Genomic DNA, 19340 nt, shown 5'->3' on the forward strand with positions numbered 1-19340 from the left:
GCGGCTTTCTACCCGTTAATTTTGCAGTCAGTAGATTTACGGGGATTTTCCGCTTGCCGGAATGCGTGGGGTCCAAGGCCGCCCGCACAAGCAAAAAGCCCGCCCCTTATTCAGGGACGGGCCTTTTCAGCCTTGCTGGTCCGCCGGCGACTTAGGCCGCACGCACCGAATTGAGGAACTTGCCGACCTGGGCTTTGAGCCGGTTCGATTCCGATGACAGCGATTGCGCCGAGGAGAGCACCTGCGAGGAGGCCGTGCCGGTCTCGCCGGCGCCGCGCTGCACGTCGGTGATGTTGGCGGAGACCTGCTGGGTGCCGCGCGCCGCTTGCTGCACGTTGCGGGAGATTTCCTGAGTGGCAGCGCCCTGCTCTTCCACCGCGGCGGCGATGGTCGAGGAGATTTCCGACAGCCGCTCGATCGTGGAGCTGATCGCCTGGATCGCGCCGACCGACTCTTCGGTCGCGGCCTGGATGCCCGTGATCTGCTGGCCGATCTCGCCGGTCGCCTTCGAGGTCTGCTCCGCCAGCGCCTTCACTTCGGACGCGACGACGGCGAAACCGCGGCCGGCGTCGCCGGCGCGCGCCGCCTCGATGGTGGCGTTGAGCGCCAACAGATTGGTCTGCTCGGCGATGGTGTTGATGAGCTCGACCACGGCGCCGATGCGGGCCGCCGCCTTCGATAATTCGCTGACCCGGTTGTTGGTGGTGCGGGCCTGGTCGACAGCCTCGTTGGCCATCCGCGCCGATTCCTGGACCTGACGGCCGATCTCGGTAATGGACGAGGCCATCTCCTCGGTGGAGGAAGCCACCGACTGCACATTGGTGGACGCTTCCTCGGAAGCCGCGGCGACCATCGTGGTCAGTTCTTGGGCGCGTTCCGCAGTTGTCGTCAGCGTACCGGCGGCACTTTCGAGCTGGCTCGACGCCGACGACACCGTCTCCACGATATTGCCGACCGCGCCTTCGAAATCGTCGGCGAGCTTGATCATTTCCTGCTTGCGCCGCTGTGCCGCGACTAGGTCCTGCTGGACCTTGGCCTCGGCTTCCTCGCGGGCCTTCTGTTCGGCGTTCTCACGGATAACGGTCACCGTCTTGGCGAGGTCGCCGATCTCGTCGCCGCGGCCGGCGCCGGGAATCTCGACCTCGAGATTGCCGCCAGCCATCTCGCCCAGCGCGCCGTTGAGGCGCGTCATCGGACGGGCGACGCCGAGGAAGGAGAAGATCACCGAGGCGATCAGCGAGGCGACCACGATGATCGCCATGATCAGGTTGATCTGGTTGGCGCGCTCGGTATCGGCCATGACCGCGTCCTTGGAGATTCTGGCATCCCGTTGCGCGGCCTCGACGGTGGCTTCCATCAGGTCTGCGACATCGGCCGCGGCCTTGACGGTGCGGGTGGCGATGATTTCGTTCTTCGATTGCTCGGTCCGTACCGCTTCCTCGTTGGCGGCCAGGAAGCGCTTGACGACTGAGGAGAGGTTGCTGACCACGACCAGCAGATCCCGGTCATCGGCCTCACCGCGCAGCTTGTTGAACACATCCTTGAGCGAGGCCTCGGTCTTGGCCATCTCCGTGACCAGGCTGGCATCGCCGGTGGCGCCGAGCTTCCAGGCGTTCGCCCGCAGCGAGTTCACCTTGCCGTCGGCCTGAAACAGCAGGCGCTCGATCTCGAGGCGGTTGTCCAGCTTGGCCATGGCGGGCAGCTTCAACTGCGCGTCGACACCCTTGTTCCATTCTTCCGAAATGACCGAACGCTTGTCGATCTGTGCCAGCAGCGTGGTCTGCGCCTTGGCGAGATCCTCCACCGCGGTAACAAAGCCTTCCATCAGGGCCTTGGTCTTCTGCAGCCGTTCCCTGGCGTCGGGCTGCTGGGCCATCGACAGCGCGGCCTCGAGCTCCTTTGCCGCGCTCGCCTTGTGGCGCTGCAGATCGGCAACGGCCTTGTCGACTTCAGCGGACTTGCGCGCCAGGCGGACATCGCCCGCGGCAAGCTGAATCTTGCGCAGGTCGATATGCGCGGCGAGCGCATTGTTCGCCACCTGCTGCGACCTTGTGGCGCGCTCGCTGGCTTCCTCGATCTTCGCCTCGGTGACCATCTGGTTGGCGACCATGCCGATCGCCAGCAGCACGCCGACCGCGCCGGCCAAGCCCAGTTTATTTCCGATACGGTTGAGCTTGATCATGTCGACGACCCCACATTTCTTCTGAAGCAGTTTTTCCCAAGGCGGAATTTGCGGCCCGAAGGAACCGGCAACCTTCGCGCGCGAATCCCGGCGATGCCGACGCAGGCTAGCTGCGACCGGTTAATTTCCGCTTGCGTGGAATTATGGGGTTTTCGGGCGGTTGCATTACGTGCCGCCTCTCGTATGGCGCGAAAAGGCCCGTCTCCTTTCGGAAGGCGGGCCCTTCGTCTGCGATCGGCCGGGCGTCAGGCGGCCCGGACCGACTCCAGAAATCTGCTGACCTCGAGCCTGAGGCGCTTGCTGTCACCGGAGAGCGACTGCGCCGCTGAAAGCACCTGCGAGGAGGCTGCGCCGGTTTCGTTAGCGCCGCGCTGGACGTCCGTGATGTTGCTCGAGACCTCCTGGGTGCCCCGCGCCGCCTGTTGCACGTTCCGTGAGATTTCCTGCGTTGCCGCGCCCTGCTCTTCGACGGCCGCCGCGATCGTCGAGGAGATCTCCGCCAGCCTTTCGATGGTGCCGCTGATTTCCTTGATGGCGTTTACGGATTCCTGGGTAGCCCCCTGGATGCCGTTAATCTGCTGGCTGATTTCGCCGGTGGCCTTGGCGGTCTGTTCCGCCAGCGCCTTCACCTCCGACGCCACCACGGCGAAGCCGCGACCAGCCTCGCCGGCACGTGCCGCCTCGATGGTCGCGTTAAGCGCCAGCAAATTGGTCTGGCCGGCGATGGTGTTGATCAGCTCGACCACGTCCCCGATGCGGGCGGCAGCCTTCGACAATTCGCTGACGCGATCGTTCGTGGTGCGGGCCTGACCGACCGCCCCCGTCGCCATCCGTGCCGATTCCTGCACCTGGCGGCTGATTTCGGTGACCGAGGAGGAAAGCTCTTCGGTGGCTGACGCCACCGACTGCACATTGGTGGACGCCTCCTCGGAAGCCGACGCGACCGTGGTGGTGACCTCCCGGGCACGGTTGGCGGTTGCCGACAGCGTGCTCGCCGAGGCTTCGAGCTGGGTCGAGGCCGACGACACCGTCTGCACGATTTCGCCGATCACGCTTTCAAAATTGCGGGTAATGCCGTCAACCCGCCGGCCGCGCTCGATCTTGGCTTCGGCGTCGGCGGCAGCGGCCTCGTCGGCGGCCTTCTTGGCGATCAGCGCCTGCTTGAACACCTGCAGGGTATCGGCCATCGCGCCGATTTCGGTCTTTTCGCCCTGATGCGGCACCTTGGCGCTCAGATCGCCCTTGCCCAGCGCCTGCATCGGCTGGACGATCGAGGCAATGCCGCTTGAGACGTCGCGCACCAGATAGACGCTGACCCCGGCGCCCAGGATGACGGCTGCGGCAAGAATCATGGCGAGCATCATCAGCGCTGAGGCGTAGCTGTCGGCGGCATCCTGCGCAGCCTTGTCGGCCCCCTTCTTGTTGAGCTCGATATCCTTGTTCAGAATGGCATCGGCTTCGAGCCCGATCTTGTTGACCGTATGGGTATTCAGATCGTGCGCCTCGGTCGGCATCTTGCCCACCGCCTTGCGCGACAGCGCCATCACCTCCTGGGTACCCGCCTTGTACTTGTCCCAGAGTTTCGACCATTCGGCGTAGAGGGCGCGCTCTTCGGGAGAGGTGATCATCGGCTCGTAGGTCGCGCGGTACTTGGTGTTGGCCTCGATGACGGTCGCCAGCGTCTTCTCCATCGCCAGCTTTTCTTCCAGCGTGTCGGACAGCATGTGCTCGCGGATCACGTTGCGGTAGGTGATGACGCCGGCGCGGAGGTCGCCGAGCACGCGGACGCTGGGCAGCCAGCTCGTCGAGATGTCGATCGTATTGGCGTTGATGGAGCGCATATTGCGGACCGCCAGCAGGCCCATGCCCGTCATGGCGACGAGCAGGAAGGCAACCACGGCAATGATCTTGGTACGAATGGAGTACTTGGCGAGCATGGCGGGTATCTCTTGGTTTTGGACGCGCGGGAACGCGCCGGATGGTGGCAAAGGCGAGTTGGAAGAAAGATGGATGCCTTGCCCGCATCAAATCTGATGCGTCCTCAGGTTGAGTTAACGAACGGTGGTAAAAATACCGACTCCGTCCGGACTCGCCGGCGATGGAACGCGCGCCAAGCCGATCAGCGCATCAGCTTCAGAGCATCGGAAAAAAACTCAGGCCCGCCGAAATTGCCTGATTTGAGGGCTAGCAGCATCTCGCCCGTGTCGGCGCCCACCGCGCGCAAAACCGGCACGCCTGCAGCGATTTCCTCACCGACGAGGAATCCTGGAATGCGCAGGCGGTCGACGACGGCGCCTGAAGTTTCACCACCGGCGACCACCAGCCGGCGCACGCCAGATTGCACCAGCCCTTTCGCGATATCGGCCATCGCCTGCTCAATGGCATGCCCGGCTGCATCGCGGCCATGACGGCATTGCAGAGCTGCGACCTGATCCGGCGTCGAGCTGCTGGCGATCAAGACCGGACCCTCACTGATTCGCGCGCCCGCCCATGCCAGCGCGCGGCGGGCTTCATCGGGGCCTTGGATGATCTGCTCGGGGTCGAGATGGAACACGGCCATGGTTTTTTCGGCACTGGCGATCTGCGCCAGCGTCGCTTGCGAGCAGCTTCCGGCCAGGCACGCTGCCGGTCCGCCGACCGGCGCGCCGGATGCCGCCTTCGTGGATCCCGACTTGGCCTTACCGGAAGCGACCAGTGCCCGCGCCAGGCCAAGGCCGATGCCGGACGCGCCGACCGACAGACGATGATCGAGCGCCACCGCGCCGATCGTTTCCAGGTCGCGGTCGAACACGGCGTCGATGATCGCTGCTCCCATGCCCTTGCCCGCCAGCTCGGCCACACGTCCGCGAACTGCCTCGGCACCGCGCGACAGCGTCGCCAGATCGACCAGGCCGACTTTGGTCCGGCTCTGCCGCGCCAACACCCGCACCAGATTGGAATCGTGCATCGGATTGAGCGGATGGTCCTTCAGCGGGCTTTCGTTCAGCGGCACGGAACCGACGAACAGATTGCCCTGATAGACGGTGCGGCCGGTTTCCGGAAAGGCCGGCGTCACCAGCACGATGGCGTCGCCGGATGAGGCGCGCAGCGCGTCCATGACCGGGCCGATATTGCCGGCATCGGTGGAATCGAAGGTCGAGCAGATCTTGAACAGCACGTGGCCGGCGCCGCGGCCGCGCAGCCATTTCTCCGCCGCCTGCGAACGTTCAACCGCAACACTTGCCTCGATCGAGCGGCTCTTGAGCGAGACCACGACCGCATCGGCTTCGGGCAGGGCCAGATCGTCCGAAGGAACGCCGATGGTCTGCACGGTGCGCAGACCCTGACGGGTCAGCGTGTTGGCGAGGTCGGACGCGCCAGTGTAGTCGTCGGCGATGCAGCCAAGGGCAAGTTTCACGGCTTTACTCCCGCGTAGGGCCTGAACCAGGCGAGCCCATCGGTGGTCTTGCCGCGCGGGTTATATTCGCAGCCGACAAAGCCGCCATAGCCGAGCCGGTCGAGCTCAGTGAACAGGAACGGATAGTTCAGCTCTTCGCCGTCGGGCTCGTTGCGCGAGGGAATGCTGGCGATCTGGATGTGGCCTGTTATCGGCATCATCTCGCGCAGCCGCATGGTGAGGTCGCCGTGAATGATCTGGCAGTGATAGATGTCGAACTGCAGCTTCAGGTTCGGAATCTTCAGCTCATTGATCAGGTCGCGGGCGAAGCCGAAATCGTTGAGGAAATAACCGGGCACATTGCGGGGGTTGATCGGCTCGATCACGACGTCAAGGCCGTGGGGTGCGAAGAATTCCGCCGTCCATGCCACCGACTTGTAGAACTGCTCGACCGCCTTCGCGTCGCTGCGGCTGGCGATGCCCGCCATCAGGTGCAGCCGCTTGACGCCGGTCGCCTTGGCATATGGCAGCGCCGTTTCCAGGCTGCGCTTCAGATCGTCAAACCGCGCCGGCAGCGCGGCAAAACCTTTTTCGCCGGCGTCCCAATTGCCGGGCGGCAGGTTGAACAGCGCCTGCGTCAGGCCGTTCTTTTTCAGCCGCTCGCCGACGGCGTCGGCCGGGTGATCGTAGGGAAACAGGAATTCGACCGCGGTGAAACCCGCCTTCGCCGAAGCCTCGAAGCGATCGAGGAACGGAACTTCGGTGAACATCATGGAGAGATTGGCAGCAAAACGCGGCATCGGCGATCCCCTACTTGATCTTGCGACGTTACTTCGGCTCGCCCGGCAGATGCGTGCCGGTGACCTTGGCGTACATCCGCGCGACTGACGCATCGTCATCGCGGCCCATGCCCGCTGCTGCCGTCATCAGGAACATCTGCAGCGCGGCGGCCGCGACCGGCACAGGGAATTTCTGCGAGCGCGCCATGTCCTGGATGATGCCGAGGTCTTTCACGAAAATCTCCACCGCGCTGCGCGGCGTGTAGTCGCCGTCCAGCACATGCGGCATGCGGTTCTCGAACATCCAGGAATTGCCGGCGGAGGCCGTGATCACCTCATAGACCTTTCGGATGTCGAGGCCCTGCTTGGCGGCAAACGCGATCGCCTCAGAGGCAGCGGCGATGTGCACGCCAGCGAGAAGCTGGTTGATCATCTTGAACGCGGCCCCCTGTCCGACGGCATCGCCGAGCTCGTAGAGCTTTGCCGCCATCACATCGAGCGCCGGACGCGCTTTCGCAAACGCGGCCGGGCTGCCGGAGGCGAGGATCGTGAGTTCGCCCTGTGCGGCGCGTTGCGCGCCGCCGGAAATCGGCGCGTCGAGGTAGTGCCACCCCGTCTCCTCCAACTGTTTGGCGAGGCGTCGCGCGACGTCGGGGTCCATGGTGGCGGAGGAGATGAACACCCCGCCCTTGCCGAGGGTTTCGGCGACGCCGTTCGGGCCGAACAGGATGGTCTCGGTCTGGGCGGCATTGACGACCACGCTGACGACGATGTCGGCCGATTTTGCCGCTTCTGCAGGTGTCGCGGCCCCCTTGCCGCCATCGGCGACGAAACGTTTGACGGTGTCCGCCGAAACGTCGCAGCCGGTGACCTCGAGCCCGGCCCGGCGCAGCGAGGTCGCCATGCCGTAGCCCATCGAGCCCAGCCCGATGACGGCAACGCGCGGTTTGGTGGGTTCTGGCATTGGCGGTCCCTCGACGTTTCTTGGCAGGTTTGGCTCTGGGTAACACGGCTTGGCCGCGCTGCCAAAGCGTGAGACAAGACAAAAAACGGGAAGCGGCCGGAAAATACCGAGATGAGCGAAACCAGGATACGCGAGGAAATCTGCCGCCTCGGCCGCTCACTGTTCGAGCGCGGGCTGACGCCGGGCTCCTCGGGCAATATCAGCGTGAAACTCGACGATGGCGGCTGGCTGGTGACGCCGACCAATGCCTCACTGGGCTTTCTGGACCCGGCACGAATGTCGCGGCTCGGGCCCGACGGGCGGCTGGTCTCCGGCGACGCGCCGACCAAGGAAGTGCCGCTGCATACCGCGCTCTACCAGAGCCGCGATGCGGCGCGCGCCATTGTGCATTTGCATTCGACCCATTCGGTGGCGCTGTCGATGCTGCCCGAGATCAACCCCCGTGCCGTGCTGCCGCCGATGACACCTTATTATCTAATGAAGTGCGGACAGACCGCGCTCGTGCCTTATTACCGGCCGGGCGACCCTGATGTCGCCGACGCCATCAAGGGGCTGGCCGGGAAATATTCCTCCGTGCTGCTCGCCAACCATGGCCCGGTGGTCTCTGGCGACACGCTGGAGGCGGCGGTGTTCGCGATGGAGGAACTGGAGGAGACGGCGAAGTTGTATCTGCTGCTGCGCGGGCTGAACCCGAGGTATCTGTCACCGGAACAGGTGAAGGATTTGGCTGATGTGTTCGGAGTGGCATTGCCCGAACATCACCACGACTAAGACCGCCGTACCCCGCGAAGGCGGGGTATCCAGTACGCCGAGGCTTATCGATTCAAGCCGCGACGCCTCGGAGTACTGGGTCGCCCGGTCCTGGTGCGCAATTGCGCACAAGGCCGGGCGATGACGGCGCGAGTGTGGCTCTACAGCCCCAGATAAGCCTTCCGTACATCCGGATTGACACTGATCTCGGTCGCACTGCCCTGCATCAGCACGCGGCCGGTCTGCAGGATGTAGGCGCGATCGGCGATCTCCAGGCATTCGGACATGCGCTGCTCGACGATCAGCACGGTCATGCCGGCGTCGCGGATGCGCTTCACGGCCTGGAAGATTTCATCGACCAGCTTTGGCATGATGCCCTGTGACGGCTCGTCGAGCATCAACAGGCGCGGGCGCGTCATCAGCGCGCGGCCGATCGCCAGCATCTGCTGCTCGCCGCCGGAGAGCGTCTCGGCGCGCTGTTCCAGCCGCTCCTGCAGACGCGGGAACAGCTCGAAGACGAGATCGAGCGGCGCTTCGCGGTCGGACTCGCCGCGATAGAGATAGCTGCCGAGCCGAAGATTGTCGCGCACCGACAGGCGCGGAAACAGCCGGCGGTTTTCCGGAACATAGGCGATTCCGCGCGAGGTGATGATGTGCTGGGCCATGCCGTCGATGCGGGTGCCATCGAACGTCACGGTGCCGGAACGCGGACGCTCCGCGCCGGCGATCGATTTCAAAAGCGTCGACTTGCCGGCCCCGTTGGCGCCGGCGACGCAGACGATCTCGCCCTTCGCCACCTCGATCGAGACCGAGGAGATCGCGACAAGGCCCTGGTAGGCGGTGGTGACTTCATGCACCGACAGCATGACGGTCTCCGAGATAAGCGGTAATGACTTTGGGATCGCGGACGACCTCAGTTGGCTTGCCCTCGACCAGCACCTTGCCGAGATCGAGCACGATGGCGCGGTCGACCAGCGGCATCACGATTTCCATGACGTGCTCGACCATCAGCACGGTGACGCCGGTCTCGCGCACCTTGCGCACCAGTTCGACGCCGGTCTTGGCTTCGACCGGCGTCAGTCCGGTGAGGACTTCGTCGAGCAGCAGCAGTTTCGGCTCGGTCGCCAGCGCTCGCGCCACTTCCAGCCGGCGCTTTTCCGACGGAACGAGATCGCTGGCGAGCACATGGGCGCGCGGGCCGAGGCCACAGAATTCCAGCACCTCATGCGCCCTGCGGCGGGCATCGCGCATCACGGTGGTACGGACCAGCGCGCCGACGATGACGTTGTCGATGACCGTCATGGTCTCGAAACTCTTGACGACCTGAAAGGTGCGGCCGATGCCGCGCTGGCAACGCTCGGCGGCCGGCAGCCCGGTGACGTCCTCGCCATCGAAAATGATCGAACCTTGGGTCGGCGGCAGCACGCCGGCGATCAGGTTGAACAGCGTCGACTTGCCGGCGCCGTTCGGGCCGATCAGGCCGACGATCTCGCCGCGCCCGACCGAGATCGAGACGTTGCTGTTGGCGATCAGGCCGCCGAAGCGTTGCCAGACACCGCGGGTCTCCAGAAGAGGCTTGGTCATCGCGCCGCCTCCTTGCGCTTGGGCGAGAACAGGCCGATCAGCCCTTGCGGCCGCGCCAGCGAAATCGCGATGATCAGGCCGCCATAGACGATCAGGTCGACACCCCTGCCGGAACCGCCGACATAGGACCGCGTCAATTCGGTGAGCGGGATCAGGATCACCGCGCCGAGCATCGGGCCCCACAGCGTGCCGATGCCGCCCAGCACCGCCGGCAGCGCCATCAAGAGCGAGAACTGAAAGCCCATCACGCTTTCAGGGTCGATGAAATAGACGAACTGCGCATAGAAGCTGCCGCCGACCGCGACCAGGAACGCCGATACCGCCGCCGCGCCCATCTTGGAATTGAAGACATCGACGCCGAGGCTTTCGGCCGCTTCCGGATTGTCCTTTACCGCGCGCCACCAATAGCCCCATTTGGAATTTTCCAGCCACCAGGTGACGAACCAGGCGACGCAGGCCAGCACCAGCGCGAAGTAGAAGTACGGCAGCTTGCTGCGCGGGAACTGGAATTTGAGCCAGCTATCGCCGCGCGCGGGAATCTCGATGCCCATCGCCGCGCCCGCCCAATCCCAGTTGTGAAACAGCAGCAGGCCGATTTCGGCGATGACGATGGTGGCGATGACGAAATAATGCCCGCGCAGGCGGAAGCAGGGATAGCCGAGCGCCATAGCGATCAGCGCTGAGATCACCCCGCCGCCGAGCATGCCGAACCATGGCAGCACGCCGAATTTGGTGAACAGCAGCGCGGTGGTGTAGGCGCCGAGCCCGAAATAGAGCGCGTGGCCGAGCGAGATCTGCCCGCAATAGCCGGAGAGGATATTCCAGCTCTGCGACAGCGCGCCCCACATCAGCGTCAGCACCATGATGTTCTGGACGTAGACGTCCTTGACGAACAGGGGAACAATGGCCGCGATCGCGGCGAGCACGAGGGCGACGATGAGGTCGCGGCGGCGGCTTCTTGCGAAAGCGGTATCCATCACATCGATCCGAACAGGCCGCGCGGGCGGATGAAGACGACAAGGAGATAGACGGCGTAGATGCCGACCGCCTTGAGCGAGGGCGGCAGGATCAGCGCGGTCGTCGCCTCGACAAGACCGACGATTATGCCGCCGGCAAAGGCGCCGAACACGCTGCCGAAGCCGCCGAGCGCGACCGTGACATAGGCGATCAGCGCAAACGAGGCGCCGACGTCGGGATAGATGTAGAAAAAGATCGCCATGATCGCGCCCGACAGCCCGACCAGCGCCGCGCCAAGGCCCCAGCCGAGCGCAAACACCTTGTTCTTGTCGATGCCGACCAATGCCACCGCACCGGCATCCTCGCGGGTCGCCTCCAGCGCGCGGCCGAAGTCGGTGCGGTTGATGAAGAGATAGAGCGCGCCGAAGGCGGCGATCGCAAGCAGCGCACCGACCAGTTGCGGCACCGGCAGGAAGATGCCGGCGACCGAGACGGTCTTGCCGCCGAGCCATGAATGGGTGACGCTGCGGTAGTCCGGGGTGAAGAAATATTGCGCGAGGCCGCGCATGACGATGGCAAGGCCGAAGGTCGAGAAGATCTGCACCATGCCGGCATTGGCTTTCGCGCGCACGGCAAAGCGCACGATCAATAGATAGACTACGGCCCCGAACACGAACAGCGCCGCCGCGACCAGCGGCGCCGACAATAGCGGATCGATCGCGAAGAACGCGAACAGGAAGAACGTCGCATACATCGCGATCATCAGGAATTCGCCATGGGCGAAGTTCACGACGTCCATCAGGCCGAAGATCAGCGCGAGGCCGACGGCGATCAGGCCGTAGAGCAACCCCATGAGCAGGCCGCTGGCGAGGCTTTGGATGATGGTCTCGGCGGTCATGAAAGTTGCTCCGTCACGGAGGCGTCGCTCTCACCACGCCTCATTGCGAGCGAAGCGAAGCAATCCATTCCTTCTTCGTGCGGCACGATGGATTGCTTCGTCGCTGCGCTCCTCGCAATGACGGAACGAGCGAGATTCCTCGTCATCGTCATGTCGTTCCCTCCCCGCCCCCGGCGTTGCCAGCCTATTTCATCGGCCAGACGGCTTCGGCAATCGCAGCCTGCGGCGGGAAGATGGTGACGAACTTGCCGCCGATATATTGCAGCAGCACCGGATCGGCGTCGTTGTTCTGGCCCATCTCGTCGAACTTGACGCGCTTCCAGGGCATGATGGTCTGCTCGCCCGGGATATCGGTGGCGACCAGCGCCTCGCGGATCTTTTCACCATCCGTCGACTTGGCGCGGTTGATGGCATCCGCCATCACGAGCAGGCCCATGAACTGCCGCGACGTCAGGTCGTTGAAATCCTTGCCCGACTTTTCCTTGAACATTGCATTGACCTTGCCGACCATCGGCCGCTTGGCGGCGAGGTCGAGCGAGAAACTGCCGCGCGAGATCACGCCTTCGAGCTTGTCGCCGACGGCGTCATAGAGCGCCTTTTCCGAAAAGCCGGCGTCCTGCGCCACGATCGCGTTCGGCTTGTAGCCGAGTTCGGCCATGGTCTTGACCAGGAGGATGCCGTCGGTGGTGTAGCTCGAGGGCATCAGCACGTCGGCATTGGCGTTCTTGAGCTGCTGCACTTCCGCCGACAAAGACGGTGAGTTGGAGCGGTACTTGATGTCGGTCGCGATCTTGTAGCCGCGGTCGGCGGCGAGCTTGAGCTGGGTGTTGGCGGAGTCGGTGCCGAAGATGGTGTCTTCGTGGAACAGCGACAGCGTCTCGATCTTGGTCCCCTTCTTCTTCATCGCATCGAAGAAATTGAACATCGCGGCCGAGAACATCTCGTCATGCGGCGCGGCGCGGAAATAGAATTTGAGGCCGCGGCGATGCAGGCTCGGCGAGGAATTGTCCGCCGAGATGAACGGCACCTGATAGCGCTCGCAGATCTGGCTGACGGTGACGGCGACCGCGCTCTGATAGGTACCGATGACGGCGCAGACCTTCTCCTGGGTGATCAGGCGCTCGGTCTCGGCGCGGCCCTTCTGCGGATCGGCCTGGTGGTCGGCGAAGACGAGGCGGATTTTGGCGCCGCCGAGGCCCGGCAGGCCCTCGCCCTTGGCCAGCGGCAGATCGAAATCATGGTTCTTGTTGATGATGTCGAGCGCGGTCTCGAACGATTTCTGCGCATCGACGCCCATCTGCGCGCTGGCGCCGGAGAACGGATAGATCACGCCGATCACGACTTCGGACGTTTGCGCGCGGGCGGCGATGGGTCCAAGCGCCGCAGCAGCGGTGGCTCCAAGCAGTACGTTTCGGCGCGTGATGGTCATGGCGATATCCTTTGTTGGATTTGCGACTACCGATGAAACGGTTGATGGTTACGGTAAAGCCTCAATGCACAGCAGCGATTGCATCAAAGCAGGGCAAGCTGTTTGTTCAGGAGATCGGTCACCAGCATCAAGCCGGGCGAATGCGTGATCGCAAACGGCAGCTTTGCGGCCTGGATGACCGATTGCGGCGTGACACCGCAGGCCCAGAACACCGGAATTTCGTCGGCCGCAATCGGCACCGCATCACCGTAATCGGGCTTGTTGATGTCGGCGATGCCGATTGAATGCGGATGGCCGAGATGAACCGGCGCGCCGTGCACGGCAGGAAAGCGCGAGGTGACCTGCACCGCGCGGATCGCGTCCGCCGGCTTGAACGGACGCATCGACACCACCATCGGGCCGGCGAACGGCCCCGCCGATGCACAAGCGATGTTGGTGCGGTACATCGGCACGCGCAGCTTGCGCTCGATGTGGCGGATCGGCAGCCCATCCGCCAGCAACGCTTCCTCGAACGAATAGGAACAGCCGATCACGAAGGCGACGAGATCGTCGCGCCAATGCGTGATGATGTCGGTCGGCTCCTCCACCACCTCGCCGTCGCGCCAGACGCGGTAGCGTGGCAGATCGGTTCGGATGTCGAGGTCGACGCCGAGTGCGGGAATGCGGGGGTCGCCGACATCGGACATGCCGATGATCGGGCACGGCTTGGGATTGAGCTGGCAGAAGCGGTGGAAGGCGCTCGCGAGTTTTTCGGGCAGGATCGCGAGGTTGCCCTGGACGTAGCCGTTGGCGACACCGGCCGTGGTCGCCGCCATGCCGGTGCGGCAGGCATGCCGGGCCGCGACGCTGGGCGATAAATCCGCCGTATCGTGAGCCGGTCGTTCGTCCCTCGCCAAGCTGGTCATCGTTGATCCCCGCTTCCAATCTTGTTGGCATCTACTCCGTCATATGGCTATGATAATGTCTAATCGTCTTTTCTAATTGAATTCAATAAATCACACTTATCAAGCTGCGGACAGAGGGTGCATGACCGATTTCAAGGCAATGGAAACCTTCATGTGGGTGGTCACGCTCGGCAGCTTCCGCGGCGCCGCCCAGAAGCTCAACACGACGCAGCCGGCGATCTCGCAACGGATCGCGCAACTCGAACGCGAGGTCGGCGTAAAACTCCTGCAGCGCGACCGCCGCATGGTGCTGCCGACCCCGCACGGCCGGCAATTGCTTGAATATGCCGAGAAGCTGATCGGGCTGCGTTCGGAGATGCTGGCCGTTGTCGGCGACCGCTCGGCGATGCGCGGCGTGCTCAGGCTCGGCGTCGCCGAAACCATCGTGCACACCTGGCTGCCGCAGCTGATCAAGAGCGTCAATCACGCCTACCCGAACCTGTCGCTCGAGATCGAGGTCGACATCACCTCGAACCTGCGCAACCGCCTGCTGGCGCAGGAGATCGAGCTCGCCTTTGTGCTCGGGCCACTGTCGGCGCCGATGGTCAATAACCGCCCGCTCTGCGACTATCCGGTCGGTTTCACCGCGAGCCCCTCGCTCGGCCTCGGCAAGCAGGAACTGACGCTGCACGATCTCGCGAAATTCCCGATCATCACCTTCTCGCGGCGGACCCAGCCCTACGAAATCGTGCGCTCCCTGTTCAACCGGCCAGATTTACCGCCGATCCGGCTGCATGCCTCCGCCTCGCTCGCCACCGTCATCCACATGGCGATCGAAGGCCTCGGCATTGCCCTGATCCCGACCGCAATTGTCGAGGACGACATGGCAAGCGGCCGGCTGCAATTGCTATCGACCAATCTGCAGCTCGCGCCGCTGACATTTTCGGCAAGCTGGCTCGCCTCCCCCGACACGGTCGCGGTGGAGCGCGTGGTCGAAATCGCCACCAGCCTGGCGCGCGGCGGCGTCATTGTTGACGCGCCGCCGCTGGCGCGTCATTGAAGCGGCCTATCCCCGCGTTTGTCGTTTCGGAAGTAGCCCATGACCAAGATCGGATCCAACCTGCAGATCGATTCCGCCCGGCTGTGGGGAACGATTCACGAAACCGCCAAATTCGGCGCCACGCCGAAGGGCGGCGTTCGCCGGCTGACGCTGGGGCCAGAGGACAAGCAGGTGCGCGACTGGTTCCGCAGGGCTTGCGAGGACGCCGGGCTGGAGGTGCACGTCGATGCGCTGGGCTCAATGTTCGGCCTGCGCAAGGGCCGCGACATGTCGAAGGCCCCGATCGGCCTCGGCTCCCACCTCGATACGCAGCCGACCGGCGGCAAATATGACGGCGTGCTCGGCACGCTGGCGGCGCTGGAAGTAGTGCGCACGCTGAACGATGCCGGCATCGAAACCGAGGCGCCGATCTGCATCTGCAACTGGACCAACGAGGAAGGCTCGCGCTTTGCACCGGCGATGATGGCCTCGGCGGCTTACGTCGGCGATTTCACCACCGACGACATTTTGTCGCGGAAGGACGCCGAAGGTGTCACGGTGGCAGAGGCGCTCGACAGCATCGGCTATCGCGGCAAGACGGCGGTGGGAACGCAAAAATTCTCAGGCTTCGTCGAGCTGCATATCGAGCAGGGCCCGATCCTGGAAGCCGAGAACAAGACCATCGGCGTGGTCGATTCCGGCCAGGGCGTCTTGTGGTACGACGGCAGGATCATCGGTTTTGAGAGCCATGCCGGCTCGACGCCGATGCCGCTGCGGCGCGACGCGCTGGCGACGCTGTCGGAAATCGTGCTGGCGATGGAATCGATTGCGAAAAAGCACGGCCCAAAGGCGGTCGGCACCATCGGCGAGGCCGTGATCGCCAATCCCTCGCGCAACGTCATTCCCGGCGAGATCGCCTTCACGGTGGACTGCCGCAGCGCCGACGCCGCCATCATGGATGCGCTGGACAAGGATCTGCGCGCGGCGATTGCTGAAATCGCGGCGCGGCGCAAGGTCGAGGTGCAGTTCGACCTGATCTGGCGCAAGCCGCCGACGCATTTCGATCCGAAGCTCGTCGATGCCGTGGAGAATGCCGCCAAGATGCTCGGCTATTCCCACCGCCGGATCACATCGGGGGCGGGCCATGACGCCTGCAACCTCAACACCGTGATGCCGGCGGCAATGGTGTTCGTGCCCTGCAAGGACGGCATCAGCCATAACGAACTGGAAGACGCGACCCAGCCCGATTGCGCGGCGGGCGCCAACGTGCTGATGCATACCGTGCTGGCGCTGGCCGGCGTCGCATCCTGATAAACAAGCATTGGGGGAAACCATGCGCGGAGTATTTGTCGACGCCAATGAATCGCTGGCCGTGATCTTCGAGCGGCTGCAGCAAGCCGGTGACCCCGAGGTGCGGATCAACCGCAATCCCGATATCGCCCCGGAGCAATATCCCGAAATTCTCGACGGTGCCGAGATCGCCATTGTCGACCACACCGCGCTGCCGACCGACATTGCCAAGAAGTGCGCCGGGTTGAAGCACGTCGTGTTTCTCGGCACCGGCGCGCGCAGCTACATGAACCCGGAAGAGCTGGCCGAGACCGGAATCCACGTCCACCTGATCAAAGGCTATGGCGACACGGCGGTCGCCGAATGCGCCATCGCGCTGATGTGGGAAGGCGCGCGCGGGCTTGCCAAGATGGACCGCGGCATCCGCGCCGGCAACTGGCTGCGCGACGACGGCATGCAGCTCACCGGCAAGACGCTCGGCCTGATCGGCTTCGGCGGCATCGCCGCCGAGGTCGCGCGGATCGCGATCGGGTCGGGCATGCGCGTCATCGCCTGGAACCGTTCGCCCAAGAAATTTCCCAAGGTCGAGTTCCTCGATTACGACGAGGTCCTGACCGAGAGCGACGTGATCTCGATCCATCTGCTTTTGAACGACGAGACGCGCGGCCTGATCTCCCGCGCCTGCATCGAGGGGATGAAACCCGGCGTCATTCTCGTCAACACGGCACGCGGCGCCATCGTCGACGAAGAGGCGATGATCGAGGCGCTGCAATCCGGCCATATCCGTCATGCCGGCCTCGACGTCTTCAACACCGAGCCGCTGCCGGCCGATCATCCGCTGACCAAACTGCCCAACGTGACCCTATCGGCGCATTCCGCCTTCCGCACGCCGGAAGCGAGCGAGAATCTGATGCGCGCGGCCTGGGAGCACTGCCGAAGGATTGTGAAGGGGAAATAGAGGCATAGGCGCTGCCCCTCTTCCTTCTCCCCTTGTGGGAGAAGGTGGATCGCTGACGCGCAGCGGCAGCGAGACGGATGAGGGGTCTGTCTCCGCGGAGAGAACCTCTCATCCGGCGCTTCGCGCCACCTTGTCTCACAAGGGGAGAAGGAAGAAATCAATCCACCATCTCGGCGACCCCCTTCCCACACGCCGTGGTATCCGCATTGCCGCCGAGATCCTTCGTCCGCAGCGTGCGTTCGGCGAGCGTACGCTCAATGGCGCCGACGATCGACTGCGCGGCTTCCTTCTCGCCAAGATGCTCCATCATCATCGCACCGGACCAGATCATGCCGATCGGGTTGGCGATGCCCTGCCCCGCGATGTCAGGCGCCGAGCCGTGCACCGGCTCGAACACGGACGGGAAATCGCCTTCGGGATTGATGTTGCCCGACGGCGCGATCCCGATCGTTCCCGTGCAGGCCGGACCGAGATCGGAGAGGATGTCGCCGAACAGGTTCGAGCCGACTACGACATCGAACCAATCGGGATGCAGCACGAAGTTCGCGGTGAGAATGTCGATGTGGTACTTGTCCCATTTCACGCCGGGATATTTCTTCGCCATCGCCTCCACGCGCTCGTCCCAATAGGGCATCGTGATCGAGATGCCGTTGGACTTGGTCGCCGAGGTCAGGTGCTTCTTCGGCCGCGACTGCGCCAGGTCGAACGCGAATTTCAGGATGCGGTCGACGCCGGTGCGCGTCATCACGGTCTGCTGGGTGACGAATTCGCGGTCGGTATCCGGGAACATGCGACCGCCTACGGATGAATATTCGCCTTCGGTGTTCTCGCGCACCACCCAGAAATCGATATCGCCCGGCTTGCGGCCTGCGAGCGGCGACGGCACCCCCGGCATCAGCCGCACCGGACGCAAATTGACGTACTGGTCGAACTCGCGCCGGAACTTGATCAGCGAGCCCCACAAGGAAATGTGGTCAGGAATTTTGGCCGGCCAACCGACCGCGCCGAAATAGATCGCGTCATGCTTGCCGATTTTCGCCTTCCAGTCCTCCGGCATCATCTCGCCGTGCTTCTCGTAATAGTCGTAGGAGGCGAAGTCGAAATGATCGAACTGCACGGTGACGCCGTGCTTTTTCGCAGCCGCCTCCAGCACGCGCAGGCCCTCGGGCATCACTTCCTTGCCGATGCCGTCGCCGGGAATGACTGCGACGCGGTATTGCTTCTTGGCGCTGCTCATCGAGAATTTCCTTGAGTTTCGTTGCCAGTTCGTGAGGGGCTAATGCCGGGTATTTGATCGCCTTGCAATGGACCAAACCCGCCACTTGCGCAACGCTGCACTGCAATGTTGACCGCCATGACCGCATCCGCCTACCAATTTCGTCCCTCCCTCCTTCAAGCCAAGCGAGAATTCCCATGGATCTGCACCTGCGCGGCAAGCGCGTCCTGATCACCGGCGCCTCCAAGGGCATTGGCGCCGCGGCGGCTGAAGCCTTTGCCGAGGAAGGGGCCGACGTCATGCTGGCCGCCCGCAACGGCGATGCCCTGAAAGCCCTTGCCGAAAAGCTGCGCTCATCGCATCAGATCGGCGCGACCGCCCATGTCGTCGACCTGCGCAAGGCCGAGGACATCGCACGGCTGGCGAAAGAAGCCGCCGAGATCGACATCCTCGTCAACAATGCCGGCGATATTCCCGGCGGCTCGATCGAGAAGATCGATGAGGCAACCTGGCGCCACGCCTGGGAACTCAAGGTGTTCGGTTACATCAACCTCACCCGCGCGATCTACGCCCAGATGAAGGCGCGCGGCGGCGGCGTCATCGTCAACGACATCGGCGCCGCCGGCGAAAAGTTCGACGCCAACTACATCTGCGGCAGCGCCGGCAACGCCGCGCTGATGGCCTTCACCCGCGCGCTCGGCGGCAAGAGCCTTGCCGACAATATCCGCGTGGTCGGCATCAATCCGGGCCCGGTAGGCACCGATCGCCACGTCACGCTATTGAAGACGCGCGCGAAGAACCAGTTCGGCGACGAGAACCGCTACAAGGAATTCCAGAAGGGCATGCCGCTCGGCCGGCCCGCACATGCCCGCGAGATCGGCGATCTCATGGCGTTCCTGGCCTCGGACCGATCGGGGTATACGTCGGGGGTGATCTTTACGGTGGATGGCGGGCATACGTCGGGGTGGAGTTAGGCACCTCGGTTTCCACCGTCATTGCGAGCGAAGCGAAGCGATCCATAGCGCCGCATGTAG

Annotated in this window: 17 protein-coding genes; 5 read left to right on the forward strand and 12 right to left on the reverse strand. The window is 63.9% G+C overall.

Annotation, left to right across the window (positions count from 1 at the left end):
- Positions 1 to 151: 151 nt before the first annotated feature.
- The 5 genes from RX331_RS28640 to ltnD all read right to left on the reverse strand — a co-directional run bounded on the left by RX331_RS28640 (position 152) and on the right by ltnD (position 7301).
- Complete coding sequence (locus RX331_RS28640; protein WP_317252949.1) at positions 152 to 2182, reverse strand: HAMP domain-containing methyl-accepting chemotaxis protein; 2031 nt, start codon at positions 2180 to 2182, stop codon at positions 152 to 154.
- 245 nt (positions 2183 to 2427) lie between these two features.
- A complete protein-coding gene (locus RX331_RS28645) occupies positions 2428 to 4119 on the reverse strand; it encodes a methyl-accepting chemotaxis protein (RefSeq protein ID WP_317252950.1) in 1692 nt (563 codons plus the stop codon).
- A 182-nt stretch (positions 4120 to 4301) separates the two neighbouring features.
- Positions 4302 to 5579, reverse strand: a complete 1278-nt coding sequence (otnK, locus tag RX331_RS28650; protein ID WP_317252951.1) for a 3-oxo-tetronate kinase — start codon at positions 5577 to 5579, stop codon at positions 4302 to 4304.
- Positions 5576 to 6358 carry a 2-oxo-tetronate isomerase gene (otnI, locus tag RX331_RS28655; RefSeq protein ID WP_317252952.1) on the reverse strand — a complete coding sequence of 261 codons (783 nt, stop codon included), beginning with the start codon at positions 6356 to 6358 and terminating at the stop codon, positions 5576 to 5578. The genes otnK and otnI overlap by 4 nt, the downstream gene beginning before the upstream one ends.
- Before the next feature lie 28 nt (positions 6359 to 6386).
- Positions 6387 to 7301: an L-threonate dehydrogenase gene (gene ltnD, locus RX331_RS28660; protein WP_317252953.1), complete on the reverse strand. Its 915-nt coding sequence runs from the start codon at positions 7299 to 7301 to the stop codon at positions 6387 to 6389.
- Positions 7302 to 7412: 111 nt separating this feature from the next.
- Between ltnD and RX331_RS28665 the strand changes: the two genes are divergently transcribed.
- Positions 7413 to 8072: an aldolase gene (locus RX331_RS28665; RefSeq protein WP_317252954.1), complete on the forward strand. Its 660-nt coding sequence runs from the start codon at positions 7413 to 7415 to the stop codon at positions 8070 to 8072.
- A 140-nt stretch (positions 8073 to 8212) separates the two neighbouring features.
- Here the strand turns inward: RX331_RS28665 and RX331_RS28670 are convergent, their stop codons facing one another.
- The 6 genes from RX331_RS28670 to RX331_RS28695 form a co-directional block, all read right to left on the reverse strand.
- Positions 8213 to 8917, reverse strand: a complete 705-nt coding sequence (locus RX331_RS28670) for an ABC transporter ATP-binding protein (RefSeq protein WP_317252955.1) — start codon at positions 8915 to 8917, stop codon at positions 8213 to 8215.
- Entirely contained in the window at positions 8901 to 9635 is a 735-nt protein-coding gene (locus RX331_RS28675; RefSeq protein WP_317252956.1) for an ABC transporter ATP-binding protein, read from the reverse strand. Before RX331_RS28675 ends, RX331_RS28670 begins: the two co-directional genes overlap by 17 nt.
- Positions 9632 to 10612: a branched-chain amino acid ABC transporter permease gene (locus RX331_RS28680; RefSeq protein WP_317252957.1), complete on the reverse strand. Its 981-nt coding sequence runs from the start codon at positions 10610 to 10612 to the stop codon at positions 9632 to 9634. The genes RX331_RS28675 and RX331_RS28680 overlap by 4 nt, the downstream gene beginning before the upstream one ends.
- Complete coding sequence (locus tag RX331_RS28685) at positions 10612 to 11490, reverse strand: branched-chain amino acid ABC transporter permease (protein WP_317252958.1); 879 nt, start codon at positions 11488 to 11490, stop codon at positions 10612 to 10614. Before RX331_RS28685 ends, RX331_RS28680 begins: the two co-directional genes overlap by 1 nt.
- Before the next feature lie 184 nt (positions 11491 to 11674).
- Positions 11675 to 12919, reverse strand: a complete 1245-nt coding sequence (locus RX331_RS28690; protein WP_317252959.1) for an ABC transporter substrate-binding protein — start codon at positions 12917 to 12919, stop codon at positions 11675 to 11677.
- Positions 12920 to 13002: 83 nt separating this feature from the next.
- Positions 13003 to 13824, reverse strand: a complete 822-nt coding sequence (locus tag RX331_RS28695; protein WP_317252960.1) for a putative hydro-lyase — start codon at positions 13822 to 13824, stop codon at positions 13003 to 13005.
- A 121-nt stretch (positions 13825 to 13945) separates the two neighbouring features.
- On the opposite strand from RX331_RS28695, the gene RX331_RS28700 reads away from it, so the two are divergent.
- The 3 genes from RX331_RS28700 to RX331_RS28710 are packed head-to-tail and all read left to right on the forward strand — an operon-like array spanning position 13946 to position 17090.
- A complete protein-coding gene (locus RX331_RS28700; protein WP_317252961.1) occupies positions 13946 to 14863 on the forward strand; it encodes a LysR family transcriptional regulator in 918 nt (305 codons plus the stop codon).
- Positions 14864 to 14902: 39 nt separating this feature from the next.
- Positions 14903 to 16153 (forward strand): Zn-dependent hydrolase, encoded by a 1251-nt coding sequence (locus RX331_RS28705; RefSeq protein WP_317252962.1) that lies wholly within the window; start codon positions 14903 to 14905, stop codon positions 16151 to 16153.
- Positions 16154 to 16175: 22 nt separating this feature from the next.
- Positions 16176 to 17090 carry an NAD(P)-dependent oxidoreductase gene (locus RX331_RS28710; protein WP_317252963.1) on the forward strand — a complete coding sequence of 305 codons (915 nt, stop codon included), beginning with the start codon at positions 16176 to 16178 and terminating at the stop codon, positions 17088 to 17090.
- Positions 17091 to 17247: 157 nt separating this feature from the next.
- Here the strand turns inward: RX331_RS28710 and RX331_RS28715 are convergent, their stop codons facing one another.
- Complete coding sequence (locus RX331_RS28715) at positions 17248 to 18327, reverse strand: tartrate dehydrogenase (protein ID WP_317252964.1); 1080 nt, start codon at positions 18325 to 18327, stop codon at positions 17248 to 17250.
- 176 nt (positions 18328 to 18503) lie between these two features.
- Between RX331_RS28715 and RX331_RS28720 the strand changes: the two genes are divergently transcribed.
- Positions 18504 to 19280, forward strand: coding sequence for an SDR family oxidoreductase (locus tag RX331_RS28720; protein WP_317252965.1), 777 nt, complete (start codon positions 18504 to 18506; stop codon positions 19278 to 19280).
- Positions 19281 to 19340 lie beyond the last annotated feature (60 nt).

Source organism: Bradyrhizobium sp. BWA-3-5 (assembly GCF_032917985.1).
In the GTDB taxonomy this organism is placed as follows: domain Bacteria; phylum Pseudomonadota; class Alphaproteobacteria; order Rhizobiales; family Xanthobacteraceae; genus Bradyrhizobium.